Below are 24,867 nucleotides of genomic sequence, written 5' to 3'. Positions count from 1 at the left end.
CTAGCTGCACATTCGAAACGGCGCTAGTTTATCATTGAACGAGTAAAGAAGCTTGGTCATCGTGTAGTTCTGGTGTCGCGTTGTGCGTCGCTGAAAAAAAGTTTCCGACTATTGCTGTTAGCCTGCGCTAGCAGATCTTCAATATCAACTGCCTTGATAGCGGCTACAGCCTCTGCGATAAAGGGCAAGTAGTAAGGTGCATTGGGTTTCCCACGATAGGGGACGGGCGTTAAATACGGGGCGTCGGTTTCTAAGACAAGCTGTGACAGCGGCGTGGCAGCGACAATCTCGCGTACGTTGTCTGCGCGATTGAACGTGATAATGCCATTGAAGCCGAGCATGAAGCCCTCCTCGAGGCAGTACTCTGCCAGAGCAAGGCTGGAAGTGAAACTGTGTATAACACCTTTGCGCCTGAGTTTACTGCTGTAGTTTTGCAGGATTGCACGGGTGTCATCGTCCGCCTCTCGCGTATGGATGACCACCGGCAGGTCCAGATCGACTGCCGTTTGCAGTTGCGCTTCAAACGCCTTGCGTTGCACCGATCGGTCCGCGTGGTCGTAGTGATAGTCCAGCCCGATTTCTCCAATCGCGACAATGCGCGTATCGGTAGCGTGCGCGCGAATAATGTCATCAACTGCCGGTGTGTAAGTGTCGGCATCGTGTGGATGAATGCCCTGCGTGCCCCATATACAGGGTGATGTTCTGGTGAGCTCCATGACCCGGTGCAGATTATCCGCAGAGACGGCGATGGTGAGAATGCGTTCAACGCCCATAGCGAGTGACTTGTCCAGAGTGACACTGAGCGCTGACTGGTCGAGATAGTCGAGATGGCAGTGTGTCTCGATGATGGGGGTGTCAAAGTGTGGAATGTCGCGTCGTTTCTTGTTACTCATAATATCCTATGATGGGGTATTGGTGCTGCCCGCGGTCATTCGACGGCGTAATTTACGCTGTGGCGTGGGCCGCAATTCGCGGATAGTACACGTGATCAGTTCCCACAACCAGTTATGCAGTGGTGAGTTGGAGGTGCGCCTATGACTGACAAGCGCATAGTGAACATTCAGTTCGGACTCGCGCGGGAGCGGTAGGCCGGTGATGCCGGCGGTGGCTTTCTCCTGGTGTAGCAGGTATGCCGGTGCCGGCATAAAATAGTCACTCTGGCGCAGTAGTTCCAGGGCTGTCAGCAAATGGGATATCTCCAGCGTTGCCAAGGGGTGTTCCGGCGCGTTGAGAGGAGCGCCACCTGTGTTCTCAAACTCCATGCGTTCCTGAGGAGACGCGTACAGTTTGATCAGTGGAAAGTTGCCAAGTATCTCCCAGTTTATGTGTCGCTCCACCAGTGGATGCTCCTCTCTCACCAGTATAGACAGCGGACTGACGCCAAGGTTCTCCACTTTATAATCGGCGCTGTAGTCGGATTGCCTGATTTGAATGGCAAAGTCGAGATCGCCCCGCGCCAGCGCTTCAAGCTGGTTCTCTATTCGGGTGATTATATGAATGTTCAGAAGCGGGGCGCGCTTGCTTAATTGCGCCAGCAAGCGGGGCAGGAGTGCAAACCCTGCGTGTTCCGACAGAGCGATGGTGATCTCGCCGTCGGTAGTCTCTGGGGCAAAGCGCGGCCCCGAGAACAGGTGCGAGATATCACCGATGATCGCGCTCAAGCCCGCAGTGAGTTCAAGCGCTCTCGGAGTGGGCTGCATGCCGTGACTGCTGCGGGTGAAGAGATCATCCCCGAATAATGCCCGCAGCCGCGCCAGTGTTTTGCTCATGGCCGGTTGCGTAATGAAGAGCCGCTCGGCAGCGCGAGACACGTTTCTTTCTTCCAGCAATACTTGAAGTGAAATCAGCAGGTTAAGATCGATTCTACTAAGCTCTCTGGTATCCATAGCACATCATATGAATCATATTCATGGTTTGTATATTTTTAATGTATTAGATATATATCACTGTTGAATGTACTCTATTGGTAACTCTAGTTCTACCCTCAATGTGTTCAGGGGTAGCGAACTCCACTTGTAGTAGTGTGGAGCCCCAACCGGTCCTGCTGAGTTACTCTAAACCCGCCATTGGCGGGTTTTTTTTTGCCGGGTATGTCTGTTCGCAAAGGGGCGGGCCGTTGCATCAAAGTGTTGCAGGATGTCAGGAGGGGAAGGAAATCACTGACAGCGCGCCGCCGGTTAAGGCGACGCGCTCTGTCGGTGCGTTTCGGGTTTTCTCTGGTTTACTGTTGCAGTTTCGGTTTGGCTGCGGCGGCTTTGCGTCGACCGATTTTGGGTCGTGCCGTTTTCGGTCTGGCAGCAGTCGGTTTCCTGGCCTTGCTGGCCGTCTTGGCTTTGGGGGCGGCTTTTTTTCTGGTTTTTGTTTTGTCTTTGCCGGTTGGCGACGCATTTCCGGATGTCGCTGTTTTGGCCTGTAGTTTGGGTACAGCCTTGCCTGTACGTTTGGTACTTTTCGCCCGCTTCGGGGAGCGAATCTTCGCTTTGGCGGCTACTTCTGCTTTTGGCAGTTTCGGGCCCAGTTTGATAGCTGCACTGTAGAGTTCCTCGTAGGATGCCACCAGGCAATCGTGGTAGAACTCGGGGTCCGGCATAATCCCCCTGTCGGCCAGCACAGACAGGGTGATGTTTCCAGAGTAGCTGAATACGAGGTGGAATATGCCCATCCCGGGTGTCAGCACACCGAGTCCGTAGTAATCCACCATTTTTGCGCCGGCACAGTACAGCGGAAAGTTCGGCCCTGGCACGTTCGATATACAGGTCGAGATATTCAATGGGATATGTTGAGACAGCCCATTGCGCGACCAGAAACCGGCTACAGATTTTGATATCACCGGCGAAAATACACCGGCCAGTTTCAGGGCATCGACCATTGGGCTTGCTTCGCCGCTGGCTTTGGCGGTATCGGTGGACTGCCTGATTGCTAGCAGTCGTTCTACAGGATCACTGATATCGCTGTGGAGGGAGGCGAACACAGATCCCACCTGATTATTTTCTTCTGTGCTGCTTCTTCGCATGCGCATATTCAGTGGCAGCGCCGCTGCCAGCGATCCTTCGGCAGGTGCCTCGCCTTTGGCCTCAAGATAGCGTTGCAATGCACCACTGATAACGCCCAGCGCGACATCATTGACGGTGACCCCAACCGCGTTTTTGATATCCTTGAAGCCCTCCAGTGGGAACTCAGCAGCATCGAATACGCGATGCGGCCCCACCGGTCGGTTCAGTATGGTCTTCGGAGCACTTACATCCGGTGCGGGGACTTCCTTGCGAGCTACATCCAGCGCATATTTGCCGATATCGCGGACCGTTCTTGCCGAGCCGGTTATGAGTTGCACTGTGTTCTTCACATTGTTGATCGTCGCCTTGGTCAAAAGCTCACCGACGGACGGCGTGGTATCGACAAGTCGGGGTTCAGCTTCCGGGTCCCTCGAGTGGTCTGGATTTGGCACAAGGTCGTGCAGTGCCGTCATAAACGAGGCGCCCCCGGCACCGTCTACCAGCGAGTGGTGCATCTTCGTATACACGGCGAAACAGCCAGCGGGAAGGTTGGGGATATTATCCAGCCCTTCAATGATATAGGCCTCCCACAGTGGTCGCGACATGTCCAGCGGGCGTGAGTGCAGCCTGGCAACCTGAATACACAACTGCCGCCAGTCACCCGGCTCGGGCAGGGCGATGTGCCTGAGGTGGAATTCCACGTCGAAATTGGCGTCTTTAACCCAGTAGGGCCGATCCAGGCCACCAGGCACTTCGACCAGGCGCGTGCGGAATAGCGGCAGATCGCCAAGGCGACGTTCAAAGCTCGCTATCACGTCCTTGAATCGAACGAATCCGCCCGGTGCAGTGGAAGGATCGTAAATACCCAGGCCGCCAATATGTTGTGGAGTGTTGGTCTGCTCAAGATTGACGAATGCAGAATCGAGTATGCCTAACTGTTTCATAATGTCTCAGGTCCCGCGGTAGCCATGTCTTCAGGGGAGAGGGAGTGCGCCGAATGCAGCGCAATTCCGGCCCGTTAAATACGGCGCGTTTATATCACTGTTGAGAGCGGCTGACCACTGGCGCTGGTCAAAAATTGGTCAACAGGCCAACTATTCCCGATAAATCTGATCGTGCTCTGCAAGCGCACTATCATTGGTCGCCGAGAGGACTCACGCATTTTCGAGCACCAGCAGTGCGCCGCTCGCTTTTATCGGGGTGCTGGTGGTCCATTCTAGGATTTCTGCACAGTGGCGGATTTCGCACCGCCGCGCCATCTCAAAGAAGGTCGGGCGCTCCGGATCAGCAATGACGATATGCTTTACACCGGCCTTGACGGCGCGATTCACTAGATTGAAAACGGGGTTGACCAGTTCATCCCAGAAACAGATATCGGCGGCAATTAACATATCAAACTGCGACAGTTGCCGTGTGGTGAGCTTTTCGAAAGTGGAAACTACCGGCGTCACGGCAACCTCATTGAGTATGGCGGAGGCCTCGAGGAAGGGAAAGACATTCGGGTCGGCATCGACAGCGGTGACATGCGCCCCCAGCGTTTTGGCACACCAGATACCAGAGGCACCCCAGCCGCTGCCCACGTCGATGACGTTATTGCAGTGCGCTGGCCTGTGCCGGTTCAGGTAATCGATCAGCAGGAGGCTTGATCTCCACAGTTTATTGCCGTGAATCGTAGGCTTGATACCCTGACGCCTGACCTTGCGGATGGCCGGGTGGGAGCTGTTGGGTAGGGTGATGCCGCGAAAGCGATAACCGCTAGCGGGTTTGCCTGGTTTCACTGTTGTACCTCATCTATGGGCGGTCGGATTGATCCAGATCGGAGACGTCCAGGCGCGTTCCTGCAGGGTGGGTGAATAAAAGGGTTGCGTTGCGGGGTCGAGGCAGCACTGGCCATAGACATCCCCAATAGCACCCTGATCCACAAGTTGCGCAGTTCTCGCGGCGGCCTGCTCGGCGCAGTCAGTGGCAAACGGGTTTATCCCCGCGGCCTGGCAGTGCAGCGTGCTCCAGCGGCAACTGGGGTTTTCCAGCACGCGGGCATAGTAGAAGGCCGGTTGCCCCGAGTTGTAATCCGGATCGCGCCATACGGTACACAGGTTCTCATGGCCCGTGCCCACCGGTGCGCAAGTGTCGGGGTCTACACCGGCGTTATTGCCGGCGTTGCCCACCACATCGAACACCCGCTCATGTGTCTGGCCTTTTTCGTCCAGCCACCCCTTAATAATCTGGATTCGCTGCAGGTCGATACCGGGGTGTCCCGGGCTGCCACCGTCCTTGCTGGCGCTGACCAGAAACGCCGGCGACGTCGGTGGCGCAGAGATTTCACTGCCCATGGGCACGCCGGCTGCATAGGCGTGTTCAATCATCTGTGGGTCAGTGCACAGATTGGCCGGATACTCCGCAGCAGCGAAAAAACGCACTACCGGCCGGGTGCCGCTGGTGGCGTAGGTCTCGCGGTTGCGCATACCTTCGAAAATGCTGTCGCGGGAGTTTTCTTCTGCCCAGACCACGGCCAGGCCGCCGGGGTTGTCGAAAAAATGGTCCTGTACATTGCGGTACCCGGCATCCCGGCGCCCGAGGTGTCCTAGATAATTGTCTTCTTCGGCACCGCCGGGTGTGGCGCTGTGGGTATCCGTACTGCCAATGAAGCCGAGTTTGAAAGGGTTGATACCGCTAGTACGCTGCAGCGTAAGGCCATCTTTGAGTGTATTGCGTACCAGGTTGCGTCGACCGAAGTCATCGATAGTGACGGCGTTGGCGTCCTCTATTCGAACCTCGCCGTACACAGTGCCTAGCATGGACAGGTTGTCAGACTGTACCTGTTCGAAGTCGCACAGTTCATCCTCGGTGGCCACCCCTCGACCCAGCATACGGTCGAAGCGACACTCGCTGGCCGCCTTGTGCTGTACCAGTTCGACCAGTGGTTCAAAGAACAGACGGTCCCTGGCTTCCTCCTCGCTTGCCGGATCTGGAAACATCAGGCCGCGGCTGAGGTTGGGGTTGTGTGGGATGGACATTACATCGCAGCCTTCGTCGCCATCGGTGCATTCCTTGCGTAAACGTCGCCACAGCTCGGGATAGTTTCTGGAGCCGGTATCATAGGTGGAGATCGCGCTGTCGGTGACATGCTCATTGCGAAAAATAACGTTGCGATGCAGGTTCGCAAAGTTGGGTGCATCGGTGTACTCGTAACCTACAAATGTGGTGAAGCTGCAGTCACTAGTTCTGTCGTAGTGTTTTTCGGCGGCGTCCTGTATGCGTTGCCATGTGGCCTTGTGCGCGGCGTCGCAGTCATCCAGGCTGCACACAAACGATTGCTTTTTATGGTTTGAGGTGTCGGTAACGCCCAGCGAAACCCAGTAGTTGGCAGATAGCAGTTGAACCATAAAGATTTCGCTGCGGGTACCGATGCAAGCGGGAAACCAGTAGGCGAGTTTGGATGCATCTTCGGTACACAAATTGATCGAGCCGAGGAACTCTGCATGATCGGTTACTGCTGCAAAATCAAGGGGCCGTTGAATCTGTGCTTTTACTGTTTGCTCGGCATCGGGATCCGGCAGTATGATCACCTCGCCGCGCGCATAGCGATAGGCCGCGTCCGGATCGTTGCGCTGGCTAGACACATAGCTGTCGAACGAGTAGCTGGTGTGAACATGCAGGTCACCGAACATCGGACGTTTGATGGCAACTGAATCTGTGCAGGGTTGGCGTTGCTCTGTCCTTTCAAAAGCCTCTGCGGCAGAAAAACGGGTTGATGCCAGCAGCACGGCCAGTGAGATGGTCACGGCGTAACAGAGGCTGGACAGCAAGCCAGCGTGAACTGTGGAGATTTTGTTGTCCACGTCTGCGTCCTTAACAAAGCCGCATAGTGTGACATTGTCTGGCGCAGCGCACCAGCCCGGAATAGGGTGAACAAAAGGCGGTAATACCTCACTGGTACCTGTAGGCCGCCTGCGATACGATTGCACACTGTTGTTGAGATAGAGATGTGAGGGACCAATGGAGAGGTCATCAGTCGCGGCTGTGAGACAGAATGTAGAGCTTCTGGAGAAGAACAAGCCACAGCAGGAGAGGGCAAAACGCACCTACGAGGCCATTCTTGCAGCAGCCGCGCAGTTGCTGGTTGAGGTGGGAGTGGAGCGTATCTCGACCAATCTGGTTGCAGAAAGAGCAGGTATTACGGTGCCCGCGCTCTATCGGTACTTCCCCAACAAGTACGCTGTGCTGAATGCGTTGGGTGCGGCGTTGATGGATAAACAAAACACCGTATTCAAGGCGTGGTTGGACCACTATCTTGAGCTTGGTGACCTGGAACTCCTGTTGGACAATGTCTACGAGCTTCTACAGCGCACCTTCGATGTGACCCAGGAGCAGGTGGGTGGACTGGAGATTGTGCAGGCTTTGCGAGCTGTGGCGCCGTTGCGGGAGGTACGCCTGGCGTCCAACCGGCTGGTGTCCGAGCAATTGGCGATGCTTGTTGGCGAGGTGCTGGGTCAACAGGCAGACGACCGGATCAGAGTACAGGCGCGGCTGACGATCGAGTCCGGTTACGCCATTGTGGAGATGGCACTGGAGGATGACTCGCTGTCTCCTGAACTGCTTATGCAGGAGGCCTCCCGCATGATGCGGTTATACTGGCGGGATTTTATGGAGTCCGAGTAGGGGTGGCGCTCATGCCTCTCCCACGACATCTTCTGCCTGCGGGCCTTTTTCGCTCTCGGCCACAATAAAGCTGACACTCTGACCATCGCGCAAGCTGCGACGGCCTTCACCGCGGATGGAGCGAAAGTGTACGAAAATCTCTTCGCCATCTTCCTTGACGATAAAACCGAAACCTTTTGATGTGTTGAACCACTTCACCGTGCCGTGCTCACGCTTGCCATCCTGGGCCTGTGGCTGGGCGGCTGGTTGCTGTGTGACTTTTCGCGCGACCTGAGAAGCTGGTGAACGCTGTGCCCCCACGATCAAGGCGGTGGCGGCTGTGGCGACGAAAAAAGCGAGCAGCAGTCGTGCATCGAATATTTCACCGGTAAAAAGCAGGTTGGTCAGTGTGGATGCAATAACAGCGATAACGAGACTGAGCAGCAGTTTGCTAATAAGGTTCATCGGTTTCTCCCAATGATGTTCCGCGTCAGGATTGCACGGAATTTCACGGCGCGTATGGTACCACCAAACCCGGCGTCTGGTCTGCTTCCTGGAAAATTTGGCAGTGGCCCGGTTTGAAAGTACCGCGGTCTTCGCCAGTTTCTGCGAATTTCAAACTGAGTCACTATTGAAATCAGCTGGCAACGCTATTTGCCCACGCGCCTATATAGGCAGCCTGAAAGATGCCGCGTGGGCCGCGCGTTATTTGGACGGTTTGCCGATCTTCAGTACATCTTCGGCCTGCAGACCCTTGGGGCCTTCCACAAGCGTGAATTCCACTTCCTGACCTTCATCGAGGGTGCGAAAGCCCTCACCCTGAATCGACCTGAAGTGAACGAAAACATCATCTTCCCCTTCCTGGCGGTTGATGAAACCGAATCCCTTGGCGTTGTTGAACCATTTGACCGTACCGTTGTGTCGATCACTCATCTCAGCTTCCTCGGACTAACCTGTTGCTTTTTATTATTCAGGGTGGCTGCTGACAGCCTCGGCAGGCGACCGCGTGATCAGATGCTATTTATACGTCGCAACTGATCCTGTAATGTCTCCACCGCCTGTTCCTGTGCCTGCAGCTTTTCCCTTTCCTTGTCGACGACAGCGGCCGGTGCTTTATCGACGAAGGCTGCGTTACCCAGTTTAGCGCGCAACCGCGATAGATCACTGTCCAACTTGCCGATTTCCCTGTTGAGCCGGGCAATCTCTGCATCCTTGTCTATCAAACCCGCAATGGGGACAAGGATTTCAAGCTCGCCGGCCAATGCTGTTGCTGCCATAGGTGCTTCTGAGCCCTCAGCCAGCCAACTGACCTCGTCCAGTTTAGCCAGCTTTCTGAGGTATTGCGAATTTTGTGCAAGCCGCCGTTGATCCTCTGCGCCGCCATTTCGCAGTAGCACGGTGAGCGCCTTGGACGGAGGAATATTCATCTCTCCGCGTATATTGCGTATGCCGACTATTACCGCCTTCAGCCATTCGATGTCGTCGCTGGCAAGTGGATCGATGTTACTGTCAACAGACTGGGGGTAGGGCTGTAGCATGATTGTAGGCCCTGATTTTCCCGCCAGTGGGCCGACTGTCTGCCAGATCTCTTCCGTGATAAACGGCATCATCGGGTGCAGCAGGCGCAGCCAGGTTTCCAGTACGCGAATCAGGGTTTGGCGGGTCCCGCGTTTTGCTTGTGGCGATGCATCGTCGTCCCACAATACCGGCTTGGACAGTTCCAGATACCAGTCGCAGTACTCATTCCAGATAAATTCATACAACGCAGAACTGGCCATGTCAAAACGGTAGTTTTCAATGGCGCGAGCCACGTCTGCGGCGGTTGCTTGCACCTGGCCGATAACCCAGCGGTCAGCCAGACTGAGCTCCACCTCGGCGCCTTCTTCGATACCGCAGTCTTCGTTCTCGCAGTTCATCAGGACGTAGCGCGCGGCGTTCCATATTTTGTTGCAGAAGTTGCGGTAGCCTTCGATACGGCCGATATCGAATTTGATATCACGTCCTGTAGAGGCCAGTGAAAAATAGGTAAAGCGCAGTGCGTCGGTGCCGTAGGCGGCAATCCCGTCAGGGAACTGCCGGCGCGTGGCTTTCTCGATCTTTGACGCAAGCCTGGGTTGCATCAGGCCGGCAGTGCGTTTGGCCAGCAATTCGTCCAACGTGATGCCGTCGATCAGGTCGATAGGGTCGATCACATTGCCCTTGGACTTGGACATTTTCTGCCCTTCACCATCGCGCACAAGGCCGTGCACATAGACGGTGTGGAAGGGCACCTCCTTGCGAAAATGCAGGGTCATCATGATCATGCGCGCGACCCAGAAAAAGATAATATCGAAGCCAGTCACGAGCACCGAGCTGGGGTGAAACAGTTTCAGCTCCTCGGTTTCCTCGGGCCAGCCCAGTGTCGAAAACGTCCACAGCGCCGATGAAAACCAGGTGTCCAGTACATCTTCGTCCTGGCGCAGCACGACATTGTCGCCCAGGCCATTTTCGGCGCGTACGGCGGCTTCGCTCGCGCCGACGTAGAATGCGCCGTCCTCGTCGTACCAGGCCGGAATGCGGTGGCCCCACCAAAGTTGGCGGCTGATACACCAGTCCTGAATGTCTCGCATCCATGCAAAGTAGGTGTTTTCCCACTGTTTGGGTACAAACTGGATATTGCCGTTCTCAACAGCAGCGATGGCCGGCTTGGCCATTTCTCTGGCATCGACATACCACTGGTCGGTGAGATAGGGCTCGATAACCACACCGGAGCGATCACCCCGGGGCACTTTCAGGGTGTGTTTTTCCACTTTCGCCAGCAGCCCCAGTGCTTCGAGGTCGGCCACGACCCGGGTGCGTGCTTCTGTTCTGTCCAGCCCCACATAGGCAGCCGGTGCGTTGTCGTTGATAGCGGCGTCATCATTGAAGATGTTGATCATCGGCAGGCCGTGCCTGCGGCCCACCTCATAGTCGTTGAAATCGTGCGCGGGGGTGATCTTCAGGCAGCCGGTGCCGAATTCGCGATCGACGTAGTCGTCTGCGATGACGGGAATTTCACGGTCGCACAGCGGTAGTTGCACGGTGCGACCGATCAGGTGGGCATAGCGTTCGTCTTCGGGGTGAACCGCAACTGCGGTATCACCGAGCATGGTTTCAGGCCGTGTAGTTGCCACCGTCAAATGGCCTTCGCCGCCGGCCAGCGGGTAGTTGAAATGCCATAAATGGCCGTCCTCTTCCTCGGAAATCACTTCCAGGTCAGAGATTGCGGTGTGCAGCGCCGGATCCCAGTTCACCAGGCGTTGGCCGCGGTAGATCAGGCCTTCGCGGTACAGTTGGATAAACACTTCCTGTACTGCGGCACTGAGCCCCGGATCCATTGTGAAGCGCTCGCGCGACCAGTCCAGTGACGAGCCCAGACGCCGCAGTTGGCGGGTAATGGTACCGCCGGATTCCTCCTTCCACTCCCAGACCTTCTCGATAAATTTTTCCCGCCCGAGGTCATGGCGGCTGATGCCCTGCGCGGCGAGTTGCCGCTCTACCACCATTTGCGTTGCAATGCCGGCGTGGTCCGTACCCACCTGCCACAGCGTGTTGTCGCCAAGCATGCGGTGGTAGCGGATCAGCGCGTCCATGATCGCCTCCTGGAAGCCGTGCCCCATGTGCAGGCTGCCGGTGACGTTCGGTGGCGGAATCATGATGCTGTAGGCCTTGTCGCCACCTTGTGGTGCGAAATAGCCTTTGGCTTCCCACTCCTGGTACCAACGGGTTTCTAGCTCGGCGGGTTTGAACGTTTTATCCATATCTTGGGAAATCCGGGTGTTTATGGGCGTGCCGACTGCCAGAGAGGTGTCGGGGCTGGCGGCGCGAGCGGGGGATTATACTGTAGTCGCGCCGCAAGCGGCACCGTTTAGAGATCGTGCTTCTCCAACTGGTAACCGCGCGATTTGTAGAACTTCCACGATTCGCGCAGCGCGGCGAGGTTATCCGGCTCCTGTGTCACCACTTCCGCGACACGGGCGAAACGACTAAAGAATGCGGGGATGGCCAGATGCAAATTGATCAGCAGATCATTGTGATTTTCCGGTTCCTGGCCCCAGCCGATGGCGATGGTGTCAGAATGCGCTTGTCCGATCAGCCCGTGGGGTAGGAAACTGGCGGGGCGAAAACTCCACAACAGTTTGTCCAACTCGGTCGCCTGATCTTCATCAGCTGCATTGATAAAGATGCGGTGCCCACGCTGAAATGCTTTATCTGCCAGTCGCGCGGCCACACTCAGGCGTTGCCCGGGTGCGGCGCTTTGCACAACGTAGAAGCCTACCAGCGTCATTGGCCGGCGCGGTCCATTAGATAGCGGGTCAGCAGGGCGACAGGGCGGCCGGTCGCACCCTTGGGTGCGCTGTCCCAGGCCGAACCTGCGATATCGAGGTGAGCCCAGGTGTAGTCCTCGGTGAAACGCGACAGGAAACAGGCGGCGGTGATACTGCCGCCGCCGGGGCCACCGATATTGGCAAGATCGGCGAAATTACTCTTTAACTGGCTTTGGTATTCATCCCACAGGGGCATGCGCCAGGCACGGTCATGTGTATCTGTCCCTGCGGCCAGCAGTTGCTCCGCCAGGGCATCATCATTGGTGAACAGTCCCGAAGCCTGCGAGCCCAGCGCTACGACACAGGCGCCGGTCAGTGTGGCAATGTCGACAACCGAGGCCGGCTTGAAGCGCCCGGCATAGGTGAGGGCATCGCACAGCACCAGCCGCCCTTCGGCATCGGTGTTCAACACCTCGATGGTTGTGCCGGACATGCTGGTGACAACATCACCGGGCTTGGTGGCACCGCCACTGGGCATGTTTTCGGCCGCGGCGACAATGCCGACTACATTGATGTTCAGGCCGAGGTCTGCAACGGCGCGCATGGTGCCGAAGACACTGGCGGCGCCACCCATATCGAATTTCATTTCGTCCATTTTGGCGCCGGGCTTCAGGGAGATGCCGCCTGTGTCGAACGTAATCCCCTTGCCCACCAGCACATGAGGTTTGTCTGCTGTTTTGCCGCCTTTGTAGTGCATGACGATGAGTTTGGCGGGCTGGTCGCTACCGGCAGAGACAGAGAGCAGGGAACCCATGCCCAACTCTCGCATTTTCTTCTCTTCGAGGACGGTAACACTGAGTTTGGCGTTGTTGCGGCCGAGTTTACGTGCGTGGTTCGCCAGATAGGCCGGCGTGCAGATATTACCCGGCAGATTGGCCAGGTTGCGCGCTTCATTGACACCGATACCCATCGCTCTACCCTGGCGCAGGGCGTCGCCGGCGCTGCGGGCAGACAATGCGCCACTGGTGTTGACCACCAGGCGGGTAAGTTTCCATGCAGCTTTGGGTTTGGAGACAGTTTCAGTATAGCGGTAAGAGGACGCGACGAGATGCCGGGCGAGGTAGGACAGGGCCCAGACCACCTCTTTCTCTTTCAAGCCCAGACCGGCGAGGTGCAACATTGCAGTAGTAGCCTGCTTGGACTCCAGTGCGCGATACACCTGCTGGCAGAATTTCCTGACTCCGGCACGGTCGAACGCCTTCGCATCGCCACAGCCTACCAACAGGATGCGTTTGATGGCGCCAACGCCCGGCAGCATCAGGGTCTCGCCTGCCTTGGCAGTGAAATCGCCCAACGCGAGCGCGCTCTTGATGGCACCGGACGCGGCCCTGTCCAGTTTCAGCGCCGCGCCGGACAATTTTGCATCCTGAAACAGCGGGACTATCGCGCATTGCGTGCCGGTGGTCGTGACATCTTTAATATCGCGTGCATTGAAAGTCATGGCTGACATTGGAAATCCTCATTTGACGTAAAGCGCATTAGTTTAAGTCGGGTGGCGGCTAAACTGAACCGAAAAAAGCCGCTTGCGCGCAATTGCGTAGTTTTCAGGGCTTTTTTGTGCGCGAGGTTTTTGGCAGCAGCACCAGTTCGGTATGCGAGAGATAATCGTGCCAGTACCGTTTATTGCGATCGACCAGACACCACAGATAGCCAAGGCCGAGACAGGCAGCGGAGAGCAGGGCAGCGCAACAGCGCACGACCGCTTTGGCGAAAGTGGGGCGAGCGCCCTGATAATCCACCAGTTGAATGCGCCACGCCTGCATGCCCAGCGTCTGTCCGTTTTTCACCCAGAACAGGCTGAAAAAACCGATGATGGTAGCGGCAGTCAGCGCCTGGACCAGATGGGCATTCAGTACTTCCTGCTTACCGCCAGTGGCTTTGACAACCACGGCCAGGGCTATGGCGTTCACCACAGCGACCAGCGCGACAACCAGAAATGTGTCGTACAACATCGCCGCCAGATGACGCAGCAGTGACGGCCGAGGGAGAGTTTGAATGTTTGTCATGGGCGCGAGTTTACCATTTTCCCGTCCAGCAGTATTAACGAAAAGTAAATTGAGGGCCTTTTCCTGTGCGTGCTACATTGCCCCGAGTATTGAGAGGTGTGACCGATGAATGTGTTGCTGGTGGAAGATGATAAACAGGTGGGCGACTTTATTGTCAGCGAGCTGCGCGAGGCCGGGCATCAGTGCGTCCACTGTCACGATGGTGAGGAGGGGCACCGGGCCGCTACCGAGGCGGCATATGATGTGATGGTCATCGACCGGATGATGCCGCGCATGGACGGTCTGACCTTGGTCAACGCGCTGCGCCAGGAAGGAAATTACACACCGGTACTGGTGCTCAGCGCGCTGGGTGATGTCGATGATCGCGTGCAGGGTCTGCAGTGTGGCGCCGATGACTATCTGGTAAAACCCTTTGCGATGGCCGAATTGCTGGCCCGGCTGGACGTGCTCTATCGGCGAGTTAAGGTTCCCGCTGCCGACGAACCGACTAAGCTCACGGTGGGTGATCTGACGATGGATTTGTTGCGCCAGCACGTGCAGCGCGATGACACCGTAATCAGCCTGCAACCGCGCGAGTACAAACTGTTGGAGTACCTGATGCGCCACACAGGCCAGGTGGTTACACGGGCCATGTTGCTGGAGCACGTCTGGGGTTACCATTTCGACCCCCAGACCAATGTTATCGATGTGCATGTTTCCCGCCTGCGCCAGAAAATCGACAAGGATTTCGAGCATCCCCTGCTCACCACCGTGCGGGGTGCCGGCTACCGTCTGGGCTCCGAGATAGACAGCTGAGTCAGCCGCCGTGCAGGTCAGGGAAGTCATCAGCAGCCTCACGTTTCGTTATATCGTCAAGTACATGATGGTGCTCAGTGCTGCCGTATTTCTGGTGCTGGGTGCGTTCTATCTGTATTTCAGCTACACCTCGTTCAAGGCACTCGGTGATAATGTGGTGGATGAACTGGACACCCTGCAACTGATCTATCGCGGGCAGGGGCTGGAGGGGGTGGACCAGTACATAGCCGACCAAACTGCGCTGCCCTCAGTGAATCGCTTTTACTACCTCATCACCGATAGCACCGGCGCCAAGGTGGCCGGTGATTTGCCGGCAGCGCCGCGCTATCAGGAGTTCGACGACGGTTGGCTGGGTTTCGAGATGGACGTGCAGAACTGGGGCAAGGCAGTGGATGTCGATTTTGTGGCGCTCCCCGTTGCGCTGGGTGAAGGCTATCGCGCAATGGTCGCCAGTGATTATGCCGATATCGAGGAGCGCGCCCAACTGGTGTTCCAGACGCTGTTCAGGGTGATGATCGTAACGTTGATACTGGGTATCATCGGCGGCTTTTTCAGCGCGGCCCGCGCATTGAATCAGGTGGAAATTCTGAATCAGGAAATCTCTCGTATTGTGCGCGGTGGGCCCGGGCAGCGTCTGAAAATAGAGGGGGAAGCCGGCTACTTCCGCGCCCTGGCTACTGTGATGAACCAGATGCTGGAGCAGATGGAGACCCTGATGCTGGGCGTGCGCCGGGTATCCGATAATATCGCCCACGATCTGCGCACGCCGCTGACGCGTATGCGCAACGAGCTGAGCCAGTTGCGCAACCGCAAGACGCCAGTTGAAGGAGCGCAATTGGAAGGCCTTATCGAGGAGTGCGATGATCTCCTGTCCACCTTCAATGCGCTGTTGCGTATCTCTGCGCTCGAGTCGGGCAGCCCGCTTGCCACAGATGCAGAGGTTGATCTGAGTGCGCTGTTACGGGATGTGGTTGAGTTGTATGAACCTCTGGTTCAGGAGCGCGATATCACACTGCTGGTGGATATGCCCGTCTCGCAGCACTGCAGGGGCGAGGCCGACCTGCTGTTCCAGATGTTTGCCAACATCCTCGACAATGCGCTCAAGTACACACCAGAGCAGGGGAGTATCAAGGTTCTGCTGAGCACTGGATACGCCGGTGTCGGGCACAAGGTGATAATCTCCGACTCCGGGCCGGGCATTCCGGCGGTGGAGCGCAAGAATGTGTTTCGCCGTTTCTACCGGGTGGAATCCAGCCGCACAGAACAGCCGGGGCACGGGCTGGGTTTAAGCCTGGTGCAGGCCATCGCGCAGTATCACAACGGTTCTGTGGCACTGGGCAGTAACAATCCCGGATTGCAGGTCCGGGTCGAGTTGCCCTGAGCTGGATCATTCTTTCAGGGAGATATGATCCGTAGACGGCGAGGCGGGGGGAGCGGGTTTGCGCGCTTGCTCATCGGCGCTTGCATCGCCCGGTGCAAGTGCACTCAGGTGGCTCAGGTCCAGCGGCGGGGCTACTGTTTCCGGCGCCGCGCAGTCGCTGAAATCCGTGCCTGCTGCCGATAGCGCCAGCCCATCCAGATTCGGCGACAATGGTACTTCGGATGCGTCCAGTGTGGGAATGGTATCGCCGACTTCGCCCATACTCAGGTGGCCTGTATCCGGTGCCGGAGGCGGCGGCGGGGATGCCTCGGAGAGGCGCTCTGCGCTGGCATCGATGGTGAGCCCTGAAGTATCCACCTCGCGCACAACCGGTTCGGCGCGTTCATTTTCGCGCAGCACTTCCGTGCCCGGTGGTGCCAGCACTATGCCGCTGTCATCAGAAGGAGCCTCCTGTTTTGCGACTTTCGGTGCGGGCGTATCTCTGCGCTGTCGATAGTCAGTCTCGTCCGGGGCAGCGGCCAGAGCCGCTATTTTTTCCGCTGCGGTCATCTCGCGCACAGGAGCGGGTGGCTCGGTGGCCGGCGCCTGCGCGCGCTGGATTACCGGTACTGCACCGGCCTGTTCCAGCGCTTTTTTGTACTTGATGGCAGTGGCCTTGTCGCATTCGCGCTTGATAAGTTGGCGTTTGCCACAGAACAGTTTGTCCAGTGTGGCCTCATTCGCATTGAACAGCTTCGCCAGTTTGCTGCGCACGACACTGGCGTCGGCCCCTTTCATCACCTGACCGGCAAAAAAGATGTTGTAGCGCTCTTCCACTGGGCGGCCCTCCCGTCATTATTCTGTTGCCAGTATAACGTTTACGTGCGCCTGGGTCTTGTGCTGGCTCGCAGCTGAGGCCTGACCAGCGGCCGGCGCTTCTGATAAGATGGCCCGTCAGAGTGATGTGACCCAAATTTCTTATGAGTGACCGCGTTCCCACCCGATTTGTGAAAACCCTGCTGCGTATGGTGGGCGACAGGGGCTATGACTTCAGTGCCATGCTGGATGATGCCGGGCTCGATTTTAATCCGCTCGATGACAATGACCCGGCCTACCGCGATGAGATCAGTGCGATGCAGTACTCGCGGGTCTATCAAGGTGTTCTCAGCCTGCTGCAGGATGAAACCTTTGGCACCAGAGGTAGTGAGTTGGTCGCGCCGGGTGCATTCCGGATGATGTGTTATTGCATTATTTCCTGCCGTAACCTGGGTCAGGCGATTCAGCGGGCCTCTGAGTTCTACCGCACGTTTTTTGACGAGCGCAGCCAGCTTTACGCCAACTTCAGCGATCAGGTTGCGCGCGTGGGCTACCGCACCATCTCGCGGGAGGAGCGCCCGCAGGTAGAGGTGGCGGACGGTTACGGCCTGTCCCTCTGGCATCGCTTTTTTGGCTGGTTGTGTGGTCGTCCATTGGAACTGAAACGGGTGGATTTCAGCGGTGACCCACCGGAGCGACCGCAAAAATACGAGGAATTGTTCGGCTGCCCGCTCTATTTTAACCAGGTGAACGACCTGCTGTATTTTGACAGTGCTTGCCTGTCATGGCCGCTGGTTCACACTGAGCACTCATTGCGCGAGTTTTTGCGCACCGCCCCCTATCAGCTGCTGTTGATGGAGAGTAACCCTCAGGGCGACAACCTCTCTGCCCAGGTAAAGGCCATGATAGGGCATGAGTTCAGCGAGGGCTTTCCGGGCTTCGAGGCAATCAGCAGCGCCCTACATATGTCTGCGCCGACACTGCGGCGCAGATTGAAGCGCGAGGGCACCACCTTCCAGCAACTCAAGGACGAGGCGCGCTGTGAAGCGGCCAAGCTCTGTCTCGACAGGCCGGAGTTGTCGATCAATGAGGTGGCACTACAGATGGGGTTCACCGACCCGAGTGCCTTTCATCGCTCATTCAAAAAGTGGACTGGGCAGACACCGGGCCAGTTTCGCACCAGCCGCAGGGCGCGTAAAAGCTGAGCGCAGCGCTGTCACCCTTCCCGCCGCTTCGCTATAATTCGCGACTTTCCCGATCTCGTAACAGGCAGGTAGTTTCATGACGGTGCAGCAGGACATTGAAAAGCAGCTCCAGGCCACATTTTCACCCGATGTGCTGGAAGTGACCAATGAAAGCCATATGCATAGCGTTCCGGCCAATTCCGAGACGCATTTTCGCGTAGTGTTGGTCAGCGCCAGCTTTGAAGACTGTCGGAGTGTGGCGCGCCATCAACAGGTATACGCCGCGCTGGCCGAGCAGCTGGCAGGGCCGGTGCACGCATTGGCCCTGCACACCTATTCTCCCGACGAGTGGCAGGCCCGCGAGCAGCCAGCACCGGCATCGCCGGAGTGCCACGGCGGCAGCAAGGCCGAGCAGCAGTAGGGCGCAGTTATGAATCCGGTCGTCGTTGCAGCGCTTTACAAGTTTGTCTCTCTTCAGGACTACCATGAACTGCGCGAGCCCTTGCTCGACGTATGCCTTGCAGCGGGCACGCGCGGCACGCTGTTGCTTGCGGCCGAAGGCATCAATGGCACCATAGCCGGCACGCGTGAAAGCATTGACAAGGTGCTGGCTTACCTGCGCAGCGACCCCCGTCTGGCGGATCTGGAACACAAGGAATCGCAGGACGCGCAGATGCCGTTTTACCGCATGAAGGTCAAACTGAAGAAGGAAATCGTCACCATGGGGGTCGAAGGCGTGGACCCCAATGCCCGTGTCGGGACCTATGTGCGGCCGCAGGACTGGAACGCGCTGGTCAATGACCCCGAGGTATTGCTGATCGATACCCGCAACGATTACGAATGCGATATCGGCAGTTTCAAGGGCGCGGTAGACCCGCGCACCGTCAACTTCCGGGAGTTTCCCGAATATGTGCGGAGCAATCTCAACCCCGGTGTACACAAAAAGGTAGCGATGTTCTGCACCGGAGGCATCCGCTGCGAGAAAGCCTCGGCCTTTATGCTCAATGAGGGGTTTGAGGAGGTCTATCACCTGCAGGGCGGTATCCTGAAATACCTCGAGGAAGTGCCACAGGAGGAAAGCACCTGGGAGGGTGAGTGTTTTGTTTTCGACAACCGTGTGGCGGTGGATCACCAGTTGGAGAAAGGGCAGTACGATCAGTGCCACGGCTGCCGGCACCCCATTACCGAGGCGGACAAACTCTCCGGTGAATACGAGGAGGGGGTGTGCTGCCCGCATTGCTTCGACAAGCAGACGGCGGACCAGAAGGCGCGTTTTCGCGAGCGCCAGAAGCAGGTCCGGTTGGCGGCGCAGCGCGGTGAACCGCATGTAGGCGCACCACCACCAGCGCGCCAGAAAAAGACCTCTGCCTAGATCCGGGTTCACACTTGACCGCAACCGCAGTGTCAGCCGTTGTCACTTGCATTAGCGGTCACCATACTGCGGAAATTATCTAACGGGGCATTGTCCCCAGCGTTTCCGACACGCGGTCAAGCTCGGGTTTGGGCTGAAGCATCTCATCGAACAACAACGGTCGATTGGGGCGGAATTCGGGATACAGCAGCTCTATCACGTGAAGATATCATCTATTACCGAACGTAACTCCCTTCCACAAACTAACGATGCCTTTAACTCCCCTGGTTCACGCGCGCTGCTTCATGTAGGTTGATTAATATCTGTAATGTTGCTTATGGCGTTCCCTGTAGACCAGTTAGGGGATCATGATCAAGCTGTCGTATACCACCAGGGGCCGACGCACGGTGCCCCTTGTGAGCATCTCGAAAATGAGTTTCCCGGTGCCAAAGTCATTCAGCGGCGAGGTGGCTTTATCGACTACTTCCAGGCCTACCTGCAAACAGTGACATGGTATACAGGCCCCGGAATTCTGTTCTCCAAGCATCGCTATAGCGATACTGTGCGTTTCGAATTTGTCGTCGTTACCCCGGTACAAGACGGGAGAACGCGTGCTTGACACGCCGTGCTCACACTGGCTAGCACAGACGTGCCAACTGAGGCAGAGCGCAGGGAAGCAAGGGAGGAACAAGCGGGCGGACTTGAGACATTTAGCGCTGACTTCGAAGTTTGTAAAAATAAGGAGGCGGCAATCAAGTTAATTCAGATACCTCACGATGGACAATTCCGATCGATGCGCCAGTGGGTCAGTCAGTTCTACATGCCCCGAGCAAAGCAGCAGCCGTGCAACGAGCGTTAAATGGCGTATTGGAGGTTCCCGGGTTTCCCAACGCCAGTGGATACAAAGGGAACGACTTCGAGTCAGATTGTTTTCAACACATTCCCGCCGCTACCAGTTGATGTTTTCCATGGTATGGCTCCAGCCATCACCTCAAGGAGTTTGACATTTCCATTGCAAGACTACTCAAGAGTTGATTGGCTTGTTTCATAATTGTTTGTGCGCTACTTTGCACACTTGATAGCGCTATCTATGGAGGGATTTCAGGCGGTGTACAAACTATTGGTTACAACTACGCTATTTTTTAGCATATTACTGTCCAGGGAAGTATATGCCTCGGATTGCCCGCCAATGTTTCAACACACGTTTCGACCCCAGGCGATTTTGGCACCTGACTCGATCAATACCCTCGTTGCGGAAGTCACCGTGCTGCGCCATTTAGCTGCCATCCCGCCCCAGTATGCCGGCTCGATTGAAGTGGAGTTGTCGCGCGTATTCGCCGGTGAGCTAAGCGTCGATAAAATTGTTTTGGACAGTAGCTACTTTCCAGCTTCTGCGGGCTGTGGAAACTGGCTCCATGAATATCCGGTTGGCACACAGATGATGATTGCTGTGGCTGGACTTAATGCATACGGTAGCTTCGGCGGCGGATGGACAGACAGCTTTGCAGTCATCCATGGTGATGAGGTAGAGGGCAACCTGCTTCCAGATCGATGCACGCTTCCGGATCCAAATAGCTGTGCACTGGTTCGGGAAACAATGTCTCTGGATGAATTTACCGCTTTCGCTGAGAGGCTTAGCCCCGGCATGGAGACTGACGATTACGTATTCGAACTGTTTCCCGCGCAGCCAACCGAATCAGAATTGGTTTGGTTGAAAGTGACTAAAAAGGATTCAGCTGTCTGTAGTATCTGGGAAAATGCTATATCCGTTAATTCAGCGAGCGGTGAAATCAAAGTGTCGTTACAAACCAGTAGCGCAGTGTTTACGGGCTGTCCAGCCCCAGATGTTAAACGTTTTTTGATTGGTGATTTAAGGCACCCTGAAGGCGGCGTCCCTTACCAAGTGCAGATATTTCTGGAGGGGGGATATCCGCGGGACGCACCACGCTTTGCACCTGAAAATATGGTTGCAAATTTTCTTGTGGGTCTCAGATCAAACCCGCCATTTGCTGCGTTTCCAGAAACACCATCAGCTGGATCGGTACAAAGTGGAGTTGGGTTGATACGAGGATGGGCTTGCGATGCCAAGAGAGTTGAAGTTCAGTTTGATGACTTGCCCAGAATGGAGATTGGCTATGGCACATCGCGTACTGATACGCAGTCCATCTGTGGCGATAGCAACAATGGTTATGGAGCAGTCTTTGCATGGGGTTCGCTCGGCCATGGGCCACACACCATGAAAACGTTTATTAACGATAGAGAAATCGCAAGTGTTGATTTTGAGGTGGCCGGTTTGGATGAGCCCTTTGTGACAGGGCTGGAAGCTAATTATGAACTGGAAGACTTCCCCACGCCGGGTGAAACGGCGGTAGTTCGCTGGAGTGAGGCAGATCAGAATTTTATTATTGTGGACATTAAGTAGCCATAATCTGCAGGTGGTTTCCCCACTATTGAACTCCTGTAGCTACTAATCAGAAGCTCTCTTCCTGCTGATTATGAAAGCTTGATGCGCATACTCCTTCTTAGATTAAATCGCATCGACCGCAGGCAGGTGATTTGAGACGTCAGCAGCCCACCCCGAATAGGCGACCGCAAACTCGCGTTCTCGGGAGAACCTACAAATCCGAGCCATAGTGTAATGTATGCGGCCTCTCCGTTTTAGTGTCAGGTATTTTTACACATGCCGTAAAAGGCAGAATGAAACTATAGATTTTTCAACAGTGTAGAGCGTAGGCATGAACCTTGCTCAGTTATCCCCGTCGCTTGGAATAAGGACTAGCTAACTCAATGGAACTGAAGCAAAAGAGACGTTGCACTTTGCGCGACCTTGCTTTTATGGCAATTCTGGTCTCTCCGACAGCAACCGGTAGCATCATCTACGATGAGTCGGTATCGGGCGACCTTCCCGGATTAGGGGAGCCTGTATTTACTCTCGTTGAGGGCACAAGTAGTGTAATCGGGAGTGGGTGCTTCGGAGCTGCGGCGGCGGAGTGCCCCGACTCAGACAGCATATCCTTTCTGTTGGAGCCCGGACTGATTCTCGACAACGTTCTCTTCAGGGCTTTCAATCAGCGCGTTGATCCGAGGAACGGCCAGTTGAGTATTGGATATTGGCTTAATGCCTCTGAGACTTCGCCGCCCAGTTTTTTCTTGGAGACGGATTGGTTCAGAGTCGCAGAGCTGGATTTTCAGGTGGGATTCGAAACAGTACTGCCCCTTGGGGCGGGGCTATATCGCTTGACATCTCCTCTATCCATGGGGTTTCTTTTAGATGACATAATCGACGAGTGGGATTATGAGTTGCAACTACATGTGAGCAGTGTCCCCGCGCCTTCTACCGCATTACTTATGCTGCTTGCGTGTTTGGGCTTGGCCGGAAGCAGCCAGGTAACTCGAGACCTAATCCCCACAGCATGGCGTTTGGTACTGCGCGGTTTCGGGATAATCCGGCAATGAAACTTTAGTTGATCAGGCACGGTCTGTCAGGCCTGGATCGCGGTAAGTTGTGCCTTCGCCCTATTCGTCGTCAGACGCGCTCAATTGACATGGCGTTTTAACGCGCTTCTGAAGCCGCTCACGGGTACGAAAGTACTTCTTCCGGAACCGTTTCCCTGTGAAATGACCCCGCACACCCTCGGTTCTCCCGCCTCGCTAAGCTGTATCACCGCCCCGCCAGAGGCGCCTTTAAATGCCGTGCAGTCCGTATCGCCGAAACTTCTTTTCTGCGCCTTTATATTGCAGTCTGCATCGAAGGTTAGAGCGAGACCGCCGGCACCCAGACCATCGTCTTTGGAGAATCCGGCCATTGTCACGGGGCGACTAAGGTCCGCCATTGCCGGGTGCACCAGCAGCGCTGCGATTTGTTTGTTGGATACGGCGTTGCGCAGCCGCAGAATGGCCCAGTCGGCATGCATGCCTCCGCCATCTTTCAGGCGGTAGGCCTCGCGCTGCAGCGGCTCACCAGCGATGGAGACAGCTGTAAATATGATCGGCTTGCTCAGGTCGTTGTACCACTCCAGGCAGTGCCAGGCGGTGATAATGGTGTCGGCGGTGCTGCGACCGGGCCTGGACACCAGTGTAGCACTGCAGTCTTCCACGTAGTGAGACCGGCGTCCCTCGGCATAGCGCTGTCCCGGTACCTTCAGCTTGCCCACGGCGCGCAGCCAGTTGTGTGATTCACCGGAGAACACCTGGCGCGCGTCAGTAGCGCCGGCTGTCATCGACCACGCAGACATCGTCCAGAGTAGTAGGGTAAATCGTAGAAGGTGTTGGAAAGTGCCGGTTTTGATGGGGTGTCCCGCTAATTATTCTCGATTGGCATGATTAAGTGACCAGTGTATCGCTAATGCCGCTTGGCCTCCCGCATTGCTGCCTTTAGGATAGTGCGTCGACACTATAACCAGCACACTCAGGTAAAGGAATAGCCTATGGGCCTCTCAAAAGAGCGCATCGTTGTCGTCACCGGGGCCAGTCGTGGAGCGGGCAAGGGCATTGCGCTGGCGCTGGGTGCCACTGGTGCCACTGTTTATGTCACCGGGCGCACCCGCAATGAAGGCGATGCGCCACTGCCCGGCACCGTCGAGGCGACTGCACAGGCTGTGACCGCCGCCGGTGGCAAAGGTATTCCGCTGTACTGCGATCACGCCGATGACAACCAGGTCGCGCAGTTGTTCGAACAGGTGAAACAGGAGCAGGGGCGGCTCGATATCCTGGTGAACAATGCCACCAGTTTGCACGACGCGCTGACGCAGACCGGGCCGTTCTGGGAAAAACCGCTGGCGCTGACAGAGATATGGGATGTGGGCATGCGCTCCCACTACACGGCCGCGTGGCATGCGGCGCCGCTATTGGTGGAAAACGGCGAAGGCCTGGTCGTCAATACTTCATCGTTCGGCGGACGTATCTATATGCACGGCCCTGCGTACGGCGCCGGAAAAGCCGCAGTGGATAAAATGGCACACGATATGGCGGTCGACTTTCGCCCGTTCAATGTCGCCGTCGTTTCGATCTGGATGGGCCTGTTGCTGACCGAACGCAGCCGCAAGGTCTTTGATGCGGAGCCGGACAAGTATGCCGACCTGGTGGCCACCGCTGAAACACCGGAATTCAGCGGCCGGGTAATAGATGCACTGGCGAACGACCCGCAACGCATGGACAAGAGCGGCAGGGTATTGATCGGGGCAGAACTGGGCGAGGAATACGGTATCTGCGATGCCAGCGGCAGTATCCCCATGTCGCACCGGGCCTTTTTCGGCGACCCGACCACCTATGGTGATGCTGTCGTCGAATGATTGCGGCGCGGCAGCAGATCAGCTGATACCTCAAATGGAGGATGCACCGTGCGCCGCTGAGCACTACAGTGCTAACCCTCCCTC

23 protein-coding genes are annotated in these 24,867 nt (G+C 56.4%); 10 read left to right on the top strand and 13 right to left on the bottom strand.

Annotation, left to right across the window (positions count from 1 at the left end; translation table 11 throughout):
• Positions 1 to 56 precede the first annotated feature (56 nt).
• The 5 genes from AC0L6S_RS06995 to AC0L6S_RS06975 all read right to left on the bottom strand — a co-directional run bounded on the left by AC0L6S_RS06995 (position 57) and on the right by AC0L6S_RS06975 (position 6,835).
• Complete coding sequence (locus tag AC0L6S_RS06995) at positions 57 to 893, bottom strand: TatD family hydrolase (RefSeq protein ID WP_473427705.1); 837 nt, start codon at positions 891 to 893, stop codon at positions 57 to 59.
• A gap of 6 nt (positions 894 to 899) precedes the next feature.
• Positions 900 to 1,886, bottom strand: a complete 987-nt coding sequence (locus AC0L6S_RS06990) for a LysR family transcriptional regulator (protein WP_473427704.1) — start codon at positions 1,884 to 1,886, stop codon at positions 900 to 902.
• A 335-nt stretch (positions 1,887 to 2,221) separates the two neighbouring features.
• On the bottom strand, positions 2,222 to 3,937 hold the full coding sequence (locus tag AC0L6S_RS06985) for a WS/DGAT/MGAT family O-acyltransferase (RefSeq protein ID WP_473427703.1): 1,716 nt from the start codon (positions 3,935 to 3,937) through the stop codon (positions 2,222 to 2,224).
• Positions 3,938 to 4,147: 210 nt separating this feature from the next.
• Positions 4,148 to 4,771, bottom strand: coding sequence for a class I SAM-dependent methyltransferase (locus AC0L6S_RS06980; protein ID WP_473427702.1), 624 nt, complete (start codon positions 4,769 to 4,771; stop codon positions 4,148 to 4,150).
• 9 nt (positions 4,772 to 4,780) lie between these two features.
• Positions 4,781 to 6,835, bottom strand: coding sequence for a DUF3604 domain-containing protein (locus AC0L6S_RS06975; RefSeq protein WP_473427701.1), 2,055 nt, complete (start codon positions 6,833 to 6,835; stop codon positions 4,781 to 4,783).
• 157 nt (positions 6,836 to 6,992) lie between these two features.
• On the opposite strand from AC0L6S_RS06975, the gene AC0L6S_RS06970 reads away from it, so the two are divergent.
• Positions 6,993 to 7,655, top strand: a complete 663-nt coding sequence (locus tag AC0L6S_RS06970) for a TetR/AcrR family transcriptional regulator (protein ID WP_473427700.1) — start codon at positions 6,993 to 6,995, stop codon at positions 7,653 to 7,655.
• A gap of 9 nt (positions 7,656 to 7,664) precedes the next feature.
• On the opposite strand, the gene AC0L6S_RS06965 is transcribed toward AC0L6S_RS06970, so the two are convergent.
• The 6 genes from AC0L6S_RS06965 to AC0L6S_RS06940 form a co-directional block, all read right to left on the bottom strand.
• Positions 7,665 to 7,853, bottom strand: coding sequence for a cold-shock protein (locus AC0L6S_RS06965; RefSeq protein WP_473428565.1), 189 nt, complete (start codon positions 7,851 to 7,853; stop codon positions 7,665 to 7,667).
• Between the two features lie 486 nt (positions 7,854 to 8,339).
• A complete protein-coding gene (locus AC0L6S_RS06960) occupies positions 8,340 to 8,567 on the bottom strand; it encodes a cold-shock protein (RefSeq protein ID WP_473427699.1) in 228 nt (75 codons plus the stop codon).
• A 77-nt stretch (positions 8,568 to 8,644) separates the two neighbouring features.
• Positions 8,645 to 11,413 (bottom strand): valine--tRNA ligase, encoded by a 2,769-nt coding sequence (locus AC0L6S_RS06955; protein ID WP_473427698.1) that lies wholly within the window; start codon positions 11,411 to 11,413, stop codon positions 8,645 to 8,647.
• A 107-nt stretch (positions 11,414 to 11,520) separates the two neighbouring features.
• On the bottom strand, positions 11,521 to 11,940 hold the full coding sequence (locus AC0L6S_RS06950; protein ID WP_473427697.1) for a DNA polymerase III subunit chi: 420 nt from the start codon (positions 11,938 to 11,940) through the stop codon (positions 11,521 to 11,523).
• Entirely contained in the window at positions 11,937 to 13,430 is a 1,494-nt protein-coding gene (locus tag AC0L6S_RS06945; RefSeq protein WP_473427696.1) for a leucyl aminopeptidase, read from the bottom strand. The genes AC0L6S_RS06950 and AC0L6S_RS06945 overlap by 4 nt, the downstream gene beginning before the upstream one ends.
• Positions 13,431 to 13,524: 94 nt before the next feature.
• A complete protein-coding gene (locus AC0L6S_RS06940; RefSeq protein ID WP_473427694.1) occupies positions 13,525 to 13,986 on the bottom strand; it encodes an RDD family protein in 462 nt (153 codons plus the stop codon).
• 105 nt (positions 13,987 to 14,091) lie between these two features.
• On the opposite strand from AC0L6S_RS06940, the gene AC0L6S_RS06935 reads away from it, so the two are divergent.
• Together AC0L6S_RS06935 and AC0L6S_RS06930 are read left to right on the top strand one after the other, a co-directional pair.
• Entirely contained in the window at positions 14,092 to 14,781 is a 690-nt protein-coding gene (locus AC0L6S_RS06935; protein ID WP_473427693.1) for a response regulator transcription factor, read from the top strand.
• Positions 14,782 to 14,791: 10 nt separating this feature from the next.
• The gene (locus AC0L6S_RS06930; protein WP_473427692.1) at positions 14,792 to 16,162 is read left to right on the top strand and encodes a sensor histidine kinase; all 1,371 of its coding nucleotides are present in this window, start codon (positions 14,792 to 14,794) and stop codon (positions 16,160 to 16,162) included.
• A 6-nt stretch (positions 16,163 to 16,168) separates the two neighbouring features.
• On the opposite strand, the gene AC0L6S_RS06925 is transcribed toward AC0L6S_RS06930, so the two are convergent.
• Positions 16,169 to 16,978: a hypothetical protein gene (locus AC0L6S_RS06925; protein ID WP_473427691.1), complete on the bottom strand. Its 810-nt coding sequence runs from the start codon at positions 16,976 to 16,978 to the stop codon at positions 16,169 to 16,171.
• A gap of 143 nt (positions 16,979 to 17,121) precedes the next feature.
• On the opposite strand from AC0L6S_RS06925, the gene AC0L6S_RS06920 reads away from it, so the two are divergent.
• The 6 genes from AC0L6S_RS06920 (at position 17,122) to AC0L6S_RS06895 (ending at position 21,914) form a co-directional block, all read left to right on the top strand.
• Positions 17,122 to 18,162, top strand: coding sequence for an AraC family transcriptional regulator (locus AC0L6S_RS06920; RefSeq protein WP_473427690.1), 1,041 nt, complete (start codon positions 17,122 to 17,124; stop codon positions 18,160 to 18,162).
• A gap of 76 nt (positions 18,163 to 18,238) precedes the next feature.
• Positions 18,239 to 18,562 carry a BolA family protein gene (locus AC0L6S_RS06915; RefSeq protein WP_473427689.1) on the top strand — a complete coding sequence of 108 codons (324 nt, stop codon included), beginning with the start codon at positions 18,239 to 18,241 and terminating at the stop codon, positions 18,560 to 18,562.
• A gap of 9 nt (positions 18,563 to 18,571) precedes the next feature.
• A complete protein-coding gene (trhO, locus tag AC0L6S_RS06910; RefSeq protein WP_473427688.1) occupies positions 18,572 to 19,513 on the top strand; it encodes an oxygen-dependent tRNA uridine(34) hydroxylase TrhO in 942 nt (313 codons plus the stop codon).
• Between the two features lie 316 nt (positions 19,514 to 19,829).
• Complete coding sequence (locus tag AC0L6S_RS06905; RefSeq protein ID WP_473427687.1) at positions 19,830 to 20,111, top strand: hypothetical protein; 282 nt, start codon at positions 19,830 to 19,832, stop codon at positions 20,109 to 20,111.
• Positions 20,112 to 20,117: 6 nt separating this feature from the next.
• Entirely contained in the window at positions 20,118 to 20,351 is a 234-nt protein-coding gene (locus AC0L6S_RS06900; RefSeq protein ID WP_473427686.1) for a hypothetical protein, read from the top strand.
• Positions 20,352 to 20,681: 330 nt separating this feature from the next.
• The gene (locus AC0L6S_RS06895) at positions 20,682 to 21,914 is read left to right on the top strand and encodes a hypothetical protein (RefSeq protein ID WP_473427685.1); all 1,233 of its coding nucleotides are present in this window, start codon (positions 20,682 to 20,684) and stop codon (positions 21,912 to 21,914) included.
• Between the two features lie 1,114 nt (positions 21,915 to 23,028).
• On the opposite strand, the gene AC0L6S_RS06890 is transcribed toward AC0L6S_RS06895, so the two are convergent.
• Positions 23,029 to 23,712 carry a trypsin-like serine peptidase gene (locus AC0L6S_RS06890; RefSeq protein WP_473427684.1) on the bottom strand — a complete coding sequence of 228 codons (684 nt, stop codon included), beginning with the start codon at positions 23,710 to 23,712 and terminating at the stop codon, positions 23,029 to 23,031.
• A 207-nt stretch (positions 23,713 to 23,919) separates the two neighbouring features.
• Between AC0L6S_RS06890 and AC0L6S_RS06885 the strand changes: the two genes are divergently transcribed.
• Positions 23,920 to 24,783, top strand: coding sequence for an SDR family NAD(P)-dependent oxidoreductase (locus AC0L6S_RS06885; protein ID WP_473427683.1), 864 nt, complete (start codon positions 23,920 to 23,922; stop codon positions 24,781 to 24,783).
• Positions 24,784 to 24,867 lie beyond the last annotated feature (84 nt).

The organism is Halioglobus sp. D3-4, assembly GCF_055809315.1.
Note: the sequence above shows the minus strand (reverse complement) of the source record. Positions and strands in the feature narration are given on the sequence as shown.

What these genes read in the sequence shown, in the direction of transcription:
- AC0L6S_RS06995 (WP_473427705.1), bottom strand. Translation starts at nt 893, where the DNA reads ATGAGTAACAAGAAACGACGCGACATTCCACACTTTGACACCCCCATC.
- AC0L6S_RS06990 (WP_473427704.1), bottom strand. Translation starts at nt 1,886, where the DNA reads ATGGATACCAGAGAGCTTAGTAGAATCGATCTTAACCTGCTGATTTCA.
- AC0L6S_RS06985 (WP_473427703.1), bottom strand. Translation starts at nt 3,937, where the DNA reads ATGAAACAGTTAGGCATACTCGATTCTGCATTCGTCAATCTTGAGCAG.
- AC0L6S_RS06970 (WP_473427700.1), top strand. Translation starts at nt 6,993, where the DNA reads ATGGAGAGGTCATCAGTCGCGGCTGTGAGACAGAATGTAGAGCTTCTG.
- AC0L6S_RS06960 (WP_473427699.1), bottom strand. Translation starts at nt 8,567, where the DNA reads ATGAGTGATCGACACAACGGTACGGTCAAATGGTTCAACAACGCCAAG.
- AC0L6S_RS06955 (WP_473427698.1), bottom strand. Translation starts at nt 11,413, where the DNA reads ATGGATAAAACGTTCAAACCCGCCGAGCTAGAAACCCGTTGGTACCAG.
- AC0L6S_RS06950 (WP_473427697.1), bottom strand. Translation starts at nt 11,940, where the DNA reads ATGACGCTGGTAGGCTTCTACGTTGTGCAAAGCGCCGCACCCGGGCAA.
- AC0L6S_RS06945 (WP_473427696.1), bottom strand. Translation starts at nt 13,430, where the DNA reads ATGTCAGCCATGACTTTCAATGCACGCGATATTAAAGATGTCACGACC.
- AC0L6S_RS06940 (WP_473427694.1), bottom strand. Translation starts at nt 13,986, where the DNA reads ATGACAAACATTCAAACTCTCCCTCGGCCGTCACTGCTGCGTCATCTG.
- AC0L6S_RS06935 (WP_473427693.1), top strand. Translation starts at nt 14,092, where the DNA reads ATGAATGTGTTGCTGGTGGAAGATGATAAACAGGTGGGCGACTTTATT.
- AC0L6S_RS06920 (WP_473427690.1), top strand. Translation starts at nt 17,122, where the DNA reads ATGAGTGACCGCGTTCCCACCCGATTTGTGAAAACCCTGCTGCGTATG.
- AC0L6S_RS06915 (WP_473427689.1), top strand. Translation starts at nt 18,239, where the DNA reads ATGACGGTGCAGCAGGACATTGAAAAGCAGCTCCAGGCCACATTTTCA.
- trhO (WP_473427688.1), top strand. Translation starts at nt 18,572, where the DNA reads ATGAATCCGGTCGTCGTTGCAGCGCTTTACAAGTTTGTCTCTCTTCAG.
- AC0L6S_RS06905 (WP_473427687.1), top strand. Translation starts at nt 19,830, where the DNA reads ATGGCGTTCCCTGTAGACCAGTTAGGGGATCATGATCAAGCTGTCGTA.
- AC0L6S_RS06895 (WP_473427685.1), top strand. Translation starts at nt 20,682, where the DNA reads ATGTTTCAACACACGTTTCGACCCCAGGCGATTTTGGCACCTGACTCG.
- AC0L6S_RS06890 (WP_473427684.1), bottom strand. Translation starts at nt 23,712, where the DNA reads ATGACAGCCGGCGCTACTGACGCGCGCCAGGTGTTCTCCGGTGAATCA.
- AC0L6S_RS06885 (WP_473427683.1), top strand. Translation starts at nt 23,920, where the DNA reads ATGGGCCTCTCAAAAGAGCGCATCGTTGTCGTCACCGGGGCCAGTCGT.